Annotated in this window: 14 protein-coding genes; 6 read left to right on the top strand and 8 right to left on the bottom strand. The window is 42.1% G+C overall.

Features of this window, described 5'->3' with window-relative positions; translation table 11 throughout:
• Positions 1 to 81 precede the first annotated feature (81 nt).
• The 6 genes from ACHEVO_RS11805 to ACHEVO_RS11780 form a co-directional block, all read right to left on the bottom strand.
• Positions 82 to 705: a F0F1 ATP synthase subunit delta gene (locus ACHEVO_RS11805; RefSeq protein WP_057762004.1), complete on the bottom strand. Its 624-nt coding sequence runs from the start codon at positions 703 to 705 to the stop codon at positions 82 to 84.
• 13 nt (positions 706 to 718) lie between these two features.
• Positions 719 to 1,189: a F0F1 ATP synthase subunit B gene (locus ACHEVO_RS11800; RefSeq protein ID WP_101205956.1), complete on the bottom strand. Its 471-nt coding sequence runs from the start codon at positions 1,187 to 1,189 to the stop codon at positions 719 to 721.
• Between the two features lie 117 nt (positions 1,190 to 1,306).
• A complete protein-coding gene (gene atpE, locus ACHEVO_RS11795; RefSeq protein WP_010197960.1) occupies positions 1,307 to 1,555 on the bottom strand; it encodes a F0F1 ATP synthase subunit C in 249 nt (82 codons plus the stop codon).
• Positions 1,556 to 1,588: 33 nt separating this feature from the next.
• Entirely contained in the window at positions 1,589 to 2,455 is an 867-nt protein-coding gene (gene atpB, locus ACHEVO_RS11790) for a F0F1 ATP synthase subunit A (protein ID WP_101205957.1), read from the bottom strand.
• A gap of 676 nt (positions 2,456 to 3,131) precedes the next feature.
• On the bottom strand, positions 3,132 to 3,530 hold the full coding sequence (locus ACHEVO_RS11785) for an ATP synthase subunit I (RefSeq protein ID WP_057762011.1): 399 nt from the start codon (positions 3,528 to 3,530) through the stop codon (positions 3,132 to 3,134).
• A 277-nt stretch (positions 3,531 to 3,807) separates the two neighbouring features.
• Complete coding sequence (locus ACHEVO_RS11780) at positions 3,808 to 4,701, bottom strand: metal ABC transporter solute-binding protein, Zn/Mn family (RefSeq protein ID WP_394125054.1); 894 nt, start codon at positions 4,699 to 4,701, stop codon at positions 3,808 to 3,810.
• A gap of 210 nt (positions 4,702 to 4,911) precedes the next feature.
• Here ACHEVO_RS11780 and ACHEVO_RS11775 point away from each other — a divergent pair, with 210 nt between their 5' ends.
• From ACHEVO_RS11775 to gluQRS, 6 genes are all read left to right on the top strand, one after another.
• The gene (locus ACHEVO_RS11775; RefSeq protein WP_394125053.1) at positions 4,912 to 5,490 is read left to right on the top strand and encodes a Fur family transcriptional regulator; all 579 of its coding nucleotides are present in this window, start codon (positions 4,912 to 4,914) and stop codon (positions 5,488 to 5,490) included.
• 132 nt (positions 5,491 to 5,622) lie between these two features.
• Positions 5,623 to 6,360 carry a metal ABC transporter ATP-binding protein gene (locus ACHEVO_RS11770; protein WP_394125095.1) on the top strand — a complete coding sequence of 246 codons (738 nt, stop codon included), beginning with the start codon at positions 5,623 to 5,625 and terminating at the stop codon, positions 6,358 to 6,360.
• A 113-nt stretch (positions 6,361 to 6,473) separates the two neighbouring features.
• A complete protein-coding gene (locus ACHEVO_RS11765) occupies positions 6,474 to 7,277 on the top strand; it encodes a metal ABC transporter permease (protein ID WP_290178523.1) in 804 nt (267 codons plus the stop codon).
• A gap of 309 nt (positions 7,278 to 7,586) precedes the next feature.
• Complete coding sequence (locus tag ACHEVO_RS11760; RefSeq protein WP_394125052.1) at positions 7,587 to 8,426, top strand: metallophosphoesterase; 840 nt, start codon at positions 7,587 to 7,589, stop codon at positions 8,424 to 8,426.
• 492 nt (positions 8,427 to 8,918) lie between these two features.
• On the top strand, positions 8,919 to 9,356 hold the full coding sequence (dksA, locus tag ACHEVO_RS11755) for an RNA polymerase-binding protein DksA (protein ID WP_057762021.1): 438 nt from the start codon (positions 8,919 to 8,921) through the stop codon (positions 9,354 to 9,356).
• A gap of 231 nt (positions 9,357 to 9,587) precedes the next feature.
• Complete coding sequence (gluQRS, locus tag ACHEVO_RS11750) at positions 9,588 to 10,595, top strand: tRNA glutamyl-Q(34) synthetase GluQRS (protein WP_394125094.1); 1,008 nt, start codon at positions 9,588 to 9,590, stop codon at positions 10,593 to 10,595.
• Between the two features lie 133 nt (positions 10,596 to 10,728).
• Here the strand turns inward: gluQRS and ACHEVO_RS11745 are convergent, their stop codons facing one another.
• On the bottom strand, positions 10,729 to 11,925 hold the full coding sequence (locus ACHEVO_RS11745) for an FtsW/RodA/SpoVE family cell cycle protein (protein WP_182176715.1): 1,197 nt from the start codon (positions 11,923 to 11,925) through the stop codon (positions 10,729 to 10,731).
• A 280-nt stretch (positions 11,926 to 12,205) separates the two neighbouring features.
• Positions 12,206 to 13,630, bottom strand: a complete 1,425-nt coding sequence (gene murD / locus ACHEVO_RS11740; RefSeq protein ID WP_394125051.1) for a UDP-N-acetylmuramoyl-L-alanine--D-glutamate ligase — start codon at positions 13,628 to 13,630, stop codon at positions 12,206 to 12,208.
• Between the last annotated feature and the right edge of the window lie 458 nt (positions 13,631 to 14,088).

Here is a 14,088-nt window from a genome sequence, read left to right as displayed (position 1 = left end):
TTTAATTTATGATAACCCGCCCACTGACTTAATTGCTCTTATAATCATACAGTCAATATTTGACTGTATTGATGATTGGCATTAGGCAGTTAGCTGTGTTTTTAACTGTTGTAACTTGCCGCGCATCGAATCATCAATGACTTTGTCACCGACTTTGATTGTAGCGCCTGCCAATAGACTTGGATCAACTGATTCGTGAATCACTACACTAGCATTTAGCGAGGCAGCAAGACGCGTTTGTAGCGTTTGACGCTGTTCATCAGTCAATGGGTAGGCAGAGGTCACATATGCGTCAAGCTGCTTTAAGCTTATTGCCTTGTGACGGCGATAATGCTCATAAACTTCAGGAAGCAGCGCCAGACGCTCTTGTTCTGATAACTGTTTAACGAAGTTACTAAGTGCTACTGATACTTTTGGATAGCTTACGTTACTGTCAAGGCTAGTCCCTTGAGCTTCGCTTAATAACTGCTTAAAAGCAGAATCATTAGCGCTAGCTACTTGCGTATCATAAAGATCGACCAAAGCAGCTGACTTATGCTCAGCAGAAACAGCTGGATTGTCTAGCCAAGTACTGAACGACTTGTCATTGACAACAGTGCTAGCAACAAGTAAGAAGTTTTCCCACTCGTTGACTGCGCCGTTTTCGTTGGCATAGTCAAACGCGGCTTTAGCGTACGGTCGTGCTAAGGTTGATAAGTCAGCCATTATATCCTCACAATTACAGCTTCGCCGCCAGTTGGTCTAACATACTGGCATGTTTTTGCACATCGACTTTGTCTTGCAAAATCTTCTCTGCACCAAGTACAGCCAGTTCAGCAACTTGGGCACGTAATGATTCACGCGCTTGATTGATTTCTTGATCGATAGATGCTTGCGCTTGTTGACGAATGCGCTCGCCTTCCGCTTGGGCTTGCGATTTTGCATCTTCGACGAGCTGATTGGCACTCTTGTTCGCTTGCTCGATTAGAGCGGCAGCCTTGGTCTTTGCAAGATCAAGTTCCTGCTGGACATTTTGCTCCGCGGTCGCCAAATCTGCTTTTGCTTTTTCTGCGGCATTCAGACCTTCAGCAATTTTACGCTGACGCTCATTGATGGCACCGATAAGTGGTGGCCACACGAATTTCATGCAAAAAATCACAAATATTGCAAAAGCAATGGCTTGACCGACGAGGGTAAAATTGATATTCACGTGATCACCTCTTTGTTAATGAAAAATCAGTTTCATTGATCATGTTTGGTAGTCAAATCTTGACTATATTTGATAGAAAGTCTCCGAATACCAAACATTTACAACTGAGCTTTCGGATTAACCTGCTAGAGGGTTAGCGAACAACAATAGCATAGCAATACCAACACCGATCATCGGAATAGCATCAAGAAGACCTGCTACGATGAACATACGAGTTTGCAATTGTGAGCCAAGCTCTGGTTGACGCGCAACGCCTTCTAAGAATTTTCCACCTAGAATAGCAAAACCAATACCTGTGCCAAGTGCGCCAAGACCGATAAGTAGTGCTACTGCGATAACTGTGTAACCACCTAATACTGGATCCATTGATGTATCCTCATTTACCTATTGAATGTCTAATTAATGTTCAGTTGATGATGCAAGCGACATGTAAACTATCGTTAGCATCATGAATACGAACGCTTGAAGTGTAATAACTAAGATGTGGAAGATAGCCCACGGTACCGATAACGCCCATTGAATCCAAAACGGCATTAGAGCAATCAGTATGAAAATCAATTCCCCAGCATACATGTTGCCGAATAGACGCAAACCAAGTGATACAGGTTTGGCTATTAGAGTAACTGCTTCTAGGATGAAGTTGATGGGAATCAAAATCGCTTGTACGATTGGGTTTTTGGCACCAAACGGATGCAGTGTTAGCTCACCGATAAAGCCGCCCAAACCTTTTTCTTTAATGCTATAAAAGATAATCAGTGCAAAGACAGAGAACGACATGCCAAGCGTGATGTTAGGATCAGTCGTTGGAACAATCTTAAAGAAAACATGATGTGGATCATGGCCCATAGCGGCACCGATTTGCCCAGCAATACCTGGAATGAAATCAACAGGTATCAAATCCATCAAGTTCATCAAAAAGATCCAGACAAAAATGGTCAACGCCAATGGCGCAATCAGTTTTGATGTACCACTGTATGAATCACGAACGTTGTTATCAACAAACTCAACGATCATCTCAACTGCTGCCTGAGTTTTTCCTGGCACGCCTGAAGTGACTTTTTTGGCAACCATCCAAAAGACGGCGCAAAATAAGATACCTAGACCAATCGACCATAGCATAGAATCAAGATGGATAGCGTTAAAGCCCATTGCCCCTGCTTCTTCAGCAGTATGAGCAACTTTCCAACCTTCGCCCGGCAGATAGCCATACGTCCAATTCGTTAAGTGGTGAGAGATATATTCTGATGATGTTTGCTCGGATGCCATAATGTAAGCTTCTTATTAATCAACGATTTAATCAACTACCAAAAATATGGTTGTCATCTGATGAGGTGTAGTATTTATATCTATCTTGCTATTAAGCAGACAAATAAACCGTACTAAATCACTCATGTAACCAACAACATCCAACCCATAGTTCTATTACTAATATGCAATATTTGATAGCGTGAGATAAATTTTAGCTATCAAAAAAGGGCTTATGATAACTCAGTAATAGCCCTTGCATTTTTATACGCAAAATTATTATATATGTGCTTGCCCACTGACCGTTTCTCACGATCGGCGCTTAATGTAGCGCTTATAAGCAAAATATTTAGCCGCCTATATTAATGCAGCGTTGTATTCGTGTAAAGTCAATTGTGATTTTTTTATCCACTGTATGAATAAGTTAGCCACCAGTTTTACTTGCTAATATAGCCACTAACCATAATTAGATATCAGTACTCTAATTATCAGCGATACAGATAGTTGAATAACCCCTACCCTCTCACTGCATACTACGTCTAACATTGAGACTCATAGTGCGGTCTTTACAATCACTGGTGCTATCCTAAGACAACGTTGTGCTTCGACTTTTCGAACTAGTCATAGAGAAGCTGGACGGCAGGGTGACTTGCCAGTACTATTAATAAACCATCTGTTTAGCGATCATTTATTAGCGCTAGCGTATATGCCACAACATCCAACTGTGACTAATTTGCATTACCATAAAACCGATAAACAGCGCTGGCGCAGATAGGGGTTGTACGGTAATAAAAATTAGTGCAAAACCAAACACGGTCAATAACCATTTTGACATTTGACCCCGATATAGCTGGCTAACGATGTGTTGGCGCGCGCGATATCCGGTGTACCAAAAAATAAAAAACGCAAATACTGCTTGAGTGATAAAACTTAGTAGCGCACCAATTGCAGCGCTTTTTGCTATCGTAAGCTCACTATGTAGCCAAATAGTATCTACTAACCAAGCAATGATAATAAGGATAAATAGTATCCATGCTTGTCGTTTAATATAGATGCCAATCTTGTCTTTTTGCGTGCGTTTGGCAGGCTTGGTCATCGGTATTCCTATAGCCCTTACAGCATTGGGACAATATATCATACTTATGATAATTTTATCCGTGAATGACTTACTCTACAGGCATTACCTTTCGGCCAAAATAAAACGCTACTTATTATAGGTAGAGCGTAACTATTAAGCAAGTAAAATATGACTTTTATCAGTCACCTAACGCATTTTGCTAAGATTATTATATTATTTAGTCTGTAATAAATGCTTGAAGCAAAGCTATACAACCAACTCAAACAATCCTAGCAAATTGCTGTCTTTGGCTACATTACGAGATACACTGATATATCTGTTTGGCCATATTCTGCCAACCGCTGATAAAGTCATCGCTACTACTCATATCTTCTGGCTGTACCGTACTCTTCACTGGTTGTAGCTTCGCAAGTAAGCCTTTTGCTGGCTCACTTGGACTGACCAAACACATTTGCTTGGCTGGGCGTTGCTCATTCAACCAACGGAGTTGGCTTGCTTTAGGTGATAGATGATGATCCACGCTAAGGCTACCAACGAGCGTTAAGTTTAAGCTGTCTTCGATATATTGATAGGCATCATGATAAGCCCAATAAGGTCGTGTTTTTGAGTCACTCTGAGTAGAGCTTTGCTCAAATGTAGCAACTTCTTCGTCTAGCTGCTGTGCAAATTTTTTCGCGTTGGTTTGGTATAGATCTTTATATTGTGGATTGGCATGACTATGAATCACAGCCAATGCACGGGTAATGGCTTTGGCATTTTCAGGGTCTAGCCAAATATGTGGATCTAGTGTACCCGCGATGGTATCGCCCTTTATATCACGTAATGGATGTCGATTGAATGCATCGAACTCAAATAAAGCAATGGCATTTGGGGCTGCTTTCAGGCTCGCTGCTAGATTATTTTCTAGCGGCTCACCGAACCATACCACAAACTTGCTGTCTTTGATTGCCTTGATATCACCTGGGCTGATACTACCATGATGCCCCACCTCCCCCGCTTGCAATAGTCGATTGGCTGATGGCGCGCCTTCTGTTACTGCTTCACTTAACAAGAATAGCGGATAATTGCTAACACTGACCGTTGCAGCTTGTGCATTCAGTGTGAAAGACCCTATGACTATCAGTCCTGTCATTAGCAAGCGCTGTAATGTGATAAGCGAACGTACGGAGTAAGTAAAAACAGCGTTCATAGTAAGCTCTTTTATTGTTAGATGGCATTGTTGGATAACGAACATATAAGTAATAGTATCCTGCCCCACTCCTGTAAAAAGGGTAGATATACAAGACTACTATAAGACAATTCACTCGGTTCTTGTTTTAGTATGTTATACTATAACAATAAAAAACGCTATCATAAAAAACGTCATGCGATTACCATGCTATTTTTAGGAGCTTGTACCATGTCTATTACTTCATCGATCTGCGAACATTTGCATGATGTGCAAGATCTGACTCCGCATGATGTTCATGAACGCTTAGCAGCAGCTAAAGAGCATTGCCGTCTAAATGGCGCGCGCTTTACGCCTTTGCGTCAGCAGATATACCAATTGGTATTAGAGGCGGATCAGCCCGTTGGCGCTTATGACCTAATCACTCAGTTGCAGCAAATGCGACTATCTATACCTGATGGCAACGATATTCAAAAAGCAACGAGCTCACCAACACTTTCGGTAGACACTAAGACAACTAAAAAACGCGCGCCGAAAAATGTCGCGCCGCCAACGGTTTATCGCAGTTTAGAATTCTTACTAAGTGAAGGGTTGATTCATCAATTAACCTCTATTAATGCTTATGTTCCTTGCTGTCATCCTCGTGCCCAGCATACAGCCGCCTTCTTAATCTGCGATCAGTGTCAACGCGTTCAAGAATGCAGCAGCCTGCCCGTTCAAGAAATGATGAGCTTTGCCGAGCAAGATGTGGGGTTTGTGGTTGAGCGTAGCGTCATTGAGCTTAGCGGTCGTTGCCAAGCTTGCCAGTAATGCTACTATCGTTTGTGTAAACGTTTTAAGCATGATTCGTCGATTGTCTATTTACCTATGCGTTGTCATATTATGAATACCTCTACCCTACCTTCTAATCAGTCAAATACTGCTGTTGCGAATAGCAGTACTATGAGTAATGCTGACAAATTACTGAGCTTAAACAATATCAGTTACCATATTGGGCCTCAACGCCTGCTCTCTCACATCGATATTGACATTGCTGTGAATGAGACGGTCAGCCTTATCGGTCCAAATGGTGCTGGTAAGTCAACGCTAGTCAAACTTATTTTAGGTTTAATTGAGTCAACTGATGGCTCTATGACAGCACATCAGCCGCTACAGCTTGGCTACGTACCGCAGCGATTTGCTGTGCCACCAATATTGCCACTACGTGTCTGCGACTTGTTGGCGCAAGCAGATAAGAAACGTTTAACCCCTGAACAGCGACAGTTTATCTTTGATAACTTATCATTAACTCATCTACTGTCACGGCAAATGCTGCATTTATCAGGTGGTGAGACGCAGCGCGTACTATTGGCCAGAGCGCTATTAGACAAACCCAATTTGCTTATTTTAGACGAGCCGATGCAGGGTCTCGATCCCGATACCGAAATTTGGCTATATCAGTTCATTGATGGGCTACCGGATTTCTTACGTTGCGCCATGCTAGTGGTGTCTCATGATTTACACTGGGTCATGAAAGGCAGCCGCCGCGTCATTTGTTTGAACAAGCATATTTGCTGTGAAGGACAACCAAGCGAGCTGGCCATTAGTACTGAATTTCAAAAGCTATTTGGTCATCATTACGAGCAGCCATACGTGCATCAGCCCCATGCCTGTGAACACCATGCTCCAAGCGAGTTATAGCGTTAGTAATTAAGGCTCGAAATCGCCAAAATCCAGCTCATTAAAGCCAAAAGTATCAAACATATAAATGATACGGCTCTACTCTTTTATAAAAAATTTTACGGACATTCATTATGACTGCTTGGTTAGCCATCATTGCGCCTGCTTGGATCGCTGGCAGTATATTAGCGTTATTATCAGCGCCGTTAGGTTGCTTAGTATTGTGGCGGCGTATGGCGTTTTTCGCTGATGCTTTAGCCCATGGCACGTTGTTAGGTGTGGCTTTGGCTGTATGGTGGCAACTGCCAATGGGTATCGGCATTGCATTGGTCAGTGTCATGGTCGTATTAGGGCTAGTCTTGATTGATGATGAGCGTTTGCCAGTGGATGCTGTATTGGCAGTCGTATCAGTGTCGCTATTATGCTTAGGCCTGCTGGCTTTGACCCAATTGACTGACCAACAAGCCAATGTGCTCGGATTTTTATTCGGCAACTTGCTAGACCTTGATTGGGCTGATTTGCCTTTGCTTGCTGGTAGCGTACTAGCTGGCTTGGGACTACTTATCTACATTTGGCCTGCGCAAATCAAGCTGGCAACACATGAAGCATTGGCACGTATTCAAGGTATCAATCCAACACGGCAACGACTGTTTTTTATGGGTGTACTGGCAGGGTTTTGTGCGATTGCTCTACAGGCGGTTGGCAGTCTATTAATCAGCGGATTATTAGTGCTACCTGCACTGACCGCACGCCTATGGTCAGCATCACCAAAACAAATGGTGATTATAGCGTTGATAATCGCTCAACTGGGTGTGACACTTGGTGTGTGGGGCAGTATTTGGCTAGATATTCAAACAGGTCTTTCTATCGTCTTGATATTAGCTGCTTTATTTTTTGCTGCACTCATTTTTTCGAAGTTAATAAAGATAAAACTTTAGTTAGCGTCGCTGTAAATACGTTATAATAAATAAAGCATGACTGTTTTTCGCTATCTTTTTGTTCGACTTTATTTTATTAATATAATTAATACTTTAGCTCGATAATACTATAAGATGGCTTTAACTTTGATATTACTAGTTGATAGTATAAACATCGTTGATTAGAGTCAAAGTAAGCTCCAGGCAAACGCTCTGCTCTTTTATAGTAGATTAATAATAATTATAAATACCCAGTGAAAAATAGTAGCTCATTTATCCATACTCGCGCTAACAATACTTATTGTTGTGATTCGATAAGGGACTGAACCAATGCCAAACTATCCTGCCAATAAGTTAAGCACCTCCGACCAAACAATAAATATTTTACAGATTACTGATTTGCATTTATCGACGCCTGTCCTTATTGATGAGAGTAATACCTATAGTGATGATATGGCTTGTCAGCGTAGCTTTGAAGCCGTGCTCCAACAGGCGCTTAGCGAAGATATTCGCTGTGATCTGATTATTGTGACAGGTGACTTGGTCAATCGAGTAAAGTCCTCAATTTATGATCATATCTTTACTGTATTACAGGCGACTCAGATTCCTTTTGCTTGTATTGCTGGCAATCATGATGTAACGGATGAAAATGGTAAAGACTTGCCATTTTTTCAGCGAGAGCTTGTCGCTCAGCCTGCTGACTCACGCTTGTTAAGTCGTCATGTCATTGAGACTGAATACTGGCAGCTGTTGTTATTAGACTCCTCCATTTCTGGTAAGGTCGCAGGCGAGATTACGCCTACTGATATTAATTGGTTATGTGAGAGACTCAGCAGCTGTGATAAGCCCGCATTAATTGCCCTACACCATCATATTGTTCCAGTTGATTCTGACTGGATTGATACCCATATGGCAGAAAACACTGAGAGTTTTTGGCAGCATATGGCACCATTTGAACAGCTACAAGTGGTGATCAGTGGGCATACTCACCAAGAGCAAGTTCGACTACGCCAAGGCGTCACGGTGTATAGCACGCCATCTACCTGCTATCAGTTCAAACCTTATGAAGACGATTTCTCTTATGATGAGCATGCATTACCCGGATATCGCTGGTTGCAATTAGCCAACAATGGAACAGTTGCAAGCTGGGTTGAAAGACTAGATACTTGATGCCCAGAATTATTGGTACTAGTAAAAGCTATATCCCTTTATACTTATAGCTTTCGTCAATATTTTTTGATAAAAAATACAGTAATAAACAAATAAAATATGCATTCAATATAAAAAATCACTTCATTATTATTACAAACAATGATACAACTTATGAAATAAAGCAAGGGTGGCCAAATATCTAATATGAAGCCACTGCACGATAGCTAGGATGGCCCATTAACCACAAGCTCAGTTTTCACAATCAATGACCTACGGCATGCTTTAGACAGTATTATTAAAACCGAAGTTTGTATAACAACCTATCTAACAATCGGTATATAACTGTCAAGATATAAAGTCTACGATATTATTTGATCAGCTGTGTTACTTGTATTACCAAGTGGTGAAACGTTTGATAAAAGGACAAATTGTAGCGTTTGTAGCATTAATAACGTCTTGTCTTTTGATACGTCGTTTTATTGAATTAATTTGAAAAAGTAGGATACCCATATGAGCACCCTGACCACGAATCCGAGTGAAGTTAAATTTACTCCTTATGTGCCGGCCAAAGACGAAGAGTATATGTCTGATGCGCAGTTGGAGCACTTTAAGGCTATTTTATTGGATTGGAAAAACCAACTGATTGGCGAAGCGGATCGTACCAAAAACTACATCCAAGATGAGTCAAGCGCCATGCCAGATATCAATGACCGTGCCACTCAAGAAGAAGAGTTTGCATTGGCATTACGTACTCGCGACCGTGAGCGCAAACTTATCCGCAAAATCGACAAATCTATGTTAGAAATCGAAAATGACGACTATGGATTTTGTGAGACTTGTGGTGTAGAGATTGGATTACGTCGCCTTGAAGCACGCCCAACCGCTACTCAATGTATCGACTGCAAAACCTTATCTGAAATCAAAGAACGTCAAAACCAAGGCGCTTAGATCAGATATTACAGATATGAATGTAAGCAGAAGCGACCTTATAATAGGTCGCTTTTTGTATTTTAGACTGTCACTATTTTGCTGCGTTACTGACTTTATTCTGAATAAATATAATCGCTTGAATAATGACATGACTAACAAAACAATCTCATTTAATGAATATCTTTTGTTACTCATATTTATTATTCTATCTTTATTACCTTTTATAGACAGCCATTTATTTTGAAAACAATGCCTACCGCCATGCCGACTCAAACGCCACCATCACAGCCCATTGGCCGCTTTGCGCCTTCACCAACGGGTGAGTTACATCTTGGCTCTCTAACCACCGCGCTTGCCAGCTTTTGCCATATCAAATCAATCGGTGGTAAGTGGCTGTTACGTATGGAAGATACCGATACTGAACGCTGTGATCGGCAGTTCACTGAGCAAATTTTGATGGATCTTGAGGCACTGGGATTACATTGGGATGGTGATGTCATTTATCAGTCTGAGCGCATTGATATCTACAACGATTATCTATCATCATATCTAGAGCCGTTGACCTATGGCTGCCAATGCTCTCGTAAAGACTTAGAACAGTACTGGGCGCAAGAAGAGATAAGTAGAAACCATAGTCTTGCTAGCTTAGCTGCGCTGACCGACCAGACATCGTTAGACGAACAAGTTTCATCAATTGACCAAGTACAGCCAAATCGACAGCGCTATCCACGTCGCTGTGTGGCAGCTGACCTTGATAGACAGCAGCATAAGCTACGTATTCAGCTACCAGACTATCGGATTGGATTCAATGATGGTATTCAAGGACTACAATGGGATAATCCGCAGCAGACATTAGGCGATATGGTTGCTCGCCGCCAAGATGGTATGATTAATTACATACTGGCAGCCAGTCTCGATGATGGTTTACAGCAGGTTACTCATATCATGCGTGGTCTCGATATTCTACCTATGACGACTGCACAGATCGGCATTATGCAAGCCGCGCGCTTACCTACTATTGACCAATGGTATCATCTGCCATTGATTAATAATGCTGACGGTCAAAAGCTTTCTAAACAAAACCTTGCTCAACCCATCGACACATCAGACCCGAGTCAACTTATTGCTGAAGCTCTATCGCTACTGCAGCAAGCAAAAGTCGATATTGATACCCCAGTAAACATGCTTAAACAAGCCATTGTGCAATGGGACAATACCCCACTACAAGGCAAGCAGCAATTAAACTTGTCCTATTAATAAGAGTTCAAAAGCTATAAATAGACGATAAAAAGCGCCACTATGAGTGACGCTTTTTATTGCAATAGTACTGCACAATATTTATCGAAACTCTGAAGCTACATTATGCCAAGCCCATTGTATACAAAACCTATTAATAGTAACGGCATTGGCTTTTTTCTATTTCAGGGCTTTCTTTATATATCTTCAATAATAGCGCGACCATAACCAAGCTAATCAACATAGACGAACCGCCATAACTAAAGAACGGCATAGTGAGACCTTTGGTTGGAATGGCACCCATGTTCATCGCAGCGTTAATAATCGTCTGGGCAATAAATACCACGCCGATTCCGAAAGCGGTATAGCTCATACGCATTTGACGACGTTTTAGCGCATTGTAACTGATACGCATCGCACTACCGATGATCAACGCTTCAAGTATCAGTACCATGCTGACACCGACAAACCCTAACTCTTCACCTGTAATGGCTAATAAAAAATCCGTATGTGCCTCAGGCAAATGCGACAGTTTCTGTACACTTTCGCCATAGCCGACACCCGTGAACTGGCCACGGCCAAAGGCGATCAAACTACGTGCGAGCTGATAATCGGTATCCTGCACGTCATCGAATGGATCCATAAACGACATCACACGCACCAATCGGTACTCTGCCGTAGTCACCATCAACACTGCACCGCCAACAGCAGCAGCACCCAATGCTAAGAAATGCTTGTAAGGCGCCCCAGCGATATAAAAAATCGCGAACAGCGTACCAATAATGACGACAAAAGAACCAAAATCTGGCTGCGACAATAGAAGTATCGTTATCAGCGCCACTACCAGCATAATTCGCAAGAAGCCATCTAAGCCATTACGAACTTCAAAAGATCGCCGCACCACAAAGTCAGATACAAACACAATCATGACCAATTTGGCTAACTCGGCTACCTGAAAGTTAAAACCGCCTACCGTAAGCCAGCGTTTAGAGCCATTAATTGGTGTACTAAACAACGTGGCAACAAGTAATAGCCCTGTGATACCTAACAAAGCAAACTGGGTCTCGGTCTTATATAGGGTGCGTAAAGACACGCCATAATAAGGAATAACCGCAACGATTAAACCAATTGTCATATACAACAGCTGATTTTTGAAAAAATACAGCTCTGTCATACCGCGGCTAAGCGCAAAAGGAATAGAAGCAGAAGCAACCATCAGCAGACTAAGCACCATCATACAGCCGACGCTTGATAATAAAATTGCGCGCGCTGACGGCATAGACAGAACACCGTCTGAGCCAGAGGTTTGCTTGGTTTGGGGCGAGGAACGAAAAAAAGAAGAGAGCGCCATAATTTTATATACACTAACAAACGAAAAAACACGGCGTCTATGAAACGCCACCGTTTAAAAAATCATAAAATAAATCGTACTAAATAGATGGTGATAGAAAACCTGTAACCATCGGCAAACGCCTTAGCTAGCACCTATTTTAGCAATCAGGATTATATGCTTGACAGTAGCAGTAATCTATAAGCAAAACAATCATTTATCCAGAAAATACTGGCTGTTGCTAGAGAAGAGACATCTGCCATGCCAACCTATATAGCTGCTTAATATATTCGACTACCTATCAAGCTTCTGATTGTGCGGTATCTAATTGATTGACCAGTTGGCTAAAGTGGTCACCGCGAGCCGCATAACCACTATATTGGTCAAAGCTGGCACAGGCAGGTGACAACAATACAGCCTGCACTTGCGATAAACTACTGGTAGTGACTTGTTGAATAGTCGCAAACGCATTCTCTAATGTCTGACACTGATGCAGTGCGATATCATCACTCAATTTCGCAGCTCTTAAGTGCTCTTCGATCTGCTGACCATCTTCACCAATAAACAAGACTTGGCTCACATATTGATTGATAAAAGGCGTTAATTCCCCAAACTGTTGCCCTTTGCCTTGCCCACCTAAGATCAATAATAGCTTACCGTCTTTCGGCGCATAGACTGCGCCCAAGCCTTCGATAGCGGCCATGGTCGAACCAATATTGGTGCCTTTAGAATCATTGAAATAATCAATGCCAGCAACATTAGCCACATATTGGCAGCGATGTTCAAGACCTGTGAACTGCTGTAAAGTGGTCAGCATACTCTCTAGCGGTAATCCTGCAAGCTCGCCAAGTGCCAGAGCCGCTTGCGCATTTAGTAGATTATGACGGCCTTTAATCAACAGTTTGTCTGCCGACAGTAATCGTTCTGTACCACGAGCAAGATAAGTTTGGCCTTCTGTGTCGGTAATAAGACCATATTGACCTTTATCAGGGGCATGAATACCCGTACTAATTCTCGGTAGGTTGTCTGCGACCAATGGACGAGTAAGCGCATCTTCGCGGTTAATCATTACCGACTTGGCACCTTGGAAGATACGGTGTTTGGCTTGATGGTAGCCAAGCATATCTCCATGACGATCTAAATGATCAGGCGACATATTGAGCACAGTCGCTACTTTTGCGCCCAAGTTGGTGACGGTTTCTAACTGAAAGCTAGACAGCTCAAGTACCGCAAGCTCCATATCAGGATTCGCTAGCAATGTTAAAGCTGGTACACCGATATTGCCGCCGACACCCACGTTAACGCCAGCATCTGCTGCCATTTGGCCAACTAACGTAGTGACCGTACTTTTAGCATTAGAACCTGTAATCGCTACGATTGGTACGGTACACGCTTCACAGAACAGTTGAATATCACTAACTACAGGAATATTGGCTTGGCGAGCAGCAGCTACAGCGGCAGTCTCAAGAGAAATACCTGGGCTAATAATAATACGTGCCGCTTGCTGCAATAAATCGGCATCTATCTCACCGAATTGACGAATCTCAATCTCGGCTGGCAACTGATCGGCCAATTTAGGGGTAACTTGAGCATCAGTTACTGCGACTTGATAGCCTTGCTTGGCCAGATAATGCGCGACTGACAATCCAGACTGCCCCAAACCCACTACGACTTGTAGACCACTACCCTTATGAAGTAAGGCTTCTGTTGCTGTATTAGTGGTCATATCTATTCCTTCTATTAAACGAGAAAAGTTGTATCAAATAAATCTGCTGTATAGCGACTCTAAACGACGCCGCTAAGATATGCAGCATCTTAACGCCATCGTTCAGATTTCGGTAATGATTTTTTATGAGTTTATGCTATTATTCGCCTGTTTTTATATTAAGTGGCTAATGCTATAATAGTCAGCTTGACTAATATTTATCAGTATTTTGCTGAGCACATTGCTCAAGCATTTTAGTTTAGCATGTTGTCACATTTATCGCGCTATTGTCACGCCTCTTCATCAACGATTCTTGTTGTGATAAAGGTGTATCAGACAATTTTGATAATTTGACGAGTGATATATCACCTTCTACTACAGCAAGTGATTGCTGACTCTATATATTATTGTAGGTACATCTATCTAGTTGCCTATTTTAAGCAATCTTTTAAAAAATATTTTTAGGTAATTTACTGCCC

Origin of the sequence: Psychrobacter nivimaris, assembly GCF_043419765.1 — a bacterium.
Taxonomy (GTDB): Bacteria; Pseudomonadota; Gammaproteobacteria; order Pseudomonadales; family Moraxellaceae; genus Psychrobacter.
The sequence above is the reverse complement of the archived record's forward strand: the minus strand, read 5'-3'. Positions and strand labels throughout refer to the sequence as shown.

Bases quoted from the DNA above. Each gene is read 5' to 3' on its own strand.
- ACHEVO_RS11805 (WP_057762004.1), bottom strand. From the start codon at position 705: ATGGCTGACTTATCAACCTTAGCACGACCGTACGCTAAAGCCGCGTTT.
- atpE (WP_010197960.1), bottom strand. From the start codon at position 1,555: ATGGATCCAGTATTAGGTGGTTACACAGTTATCGCAGTAGCACTACTT.
- atpB (WP_101205957.1), bottom strand. From the start codon at position 2,455: ATGGCATCCGAGCAAACATCATCAGAATATATCTCTCACCACTTAACG.
- ACHEVO_RS11785 (WP_057762011.1), bottom strand. From the start codon at position 3,530: ATGACCAAGCCTGCCAAACGCACGCAAAAAGACAAGATTGGCATCTAT.
- ACHEVO_RS11780 (WP_394125054.1), bottom strand. From the start codon at position 4,701: ATGAACGCTGTTTTTACTTACTCCGTACGTTCGCTTATCACATTACAG.
- ACHEVO_RS11775 (WP_394125053.1), top strand. From the start codon at position 4,912: ATGTCTATTACTTCATCGATCTGCGAACATTTGCATGATGTGCAAGAT.
- ACHEVO_RS11770 (WP_394125095.1), top strand. From the start codon at position 5,623: ATGAGTAATGCTGACAAATTACTGAGCTTAAACAATATCAGTTACCAT.
- ACHEVO_RS11765 (WP_290178523.1), top strand. From the start codon at position 6,474: ATGACTGCTTGGTTAGCCATCATTGCGCCTGCTTGGATCGCTGGCAGT.
- ACHEVO_RS11760 (WP_394125052.1), top strand. From the start codon at position 7,587: ATGCCAAACTATCCTGCCAATAAGTTAAGCACCTCCGACCAAACAATA.
- dksA (WP_057762021.1), top strand. From the start codon at position 8,919: ATGAGCACCCTGACCACGAATCCGAGTGAAGTTAAATTTACTCCTTAT.
- gluQRS (WP_394125094.1), top strand. From the start codon at position 9,588: ATGCCTACCGCCATGCCGACTCAAACGCCACCATCACAGCCCATTGGC.
- ACHEVO_RS11745 (WP_182176715.1), bottom strand. From the start codon at position 11,925: ATGGCGCTCTCTTCTTTTTTTCGTTCCTCGCCCCAAACCAAGCAAACC.
- murD (WP_394125051.1), bottom strand. From the start codon at position 13,630: ATGACCACTAATACAGCAACAGAAGCCTTACTTCATAAGGGTAGTGGT.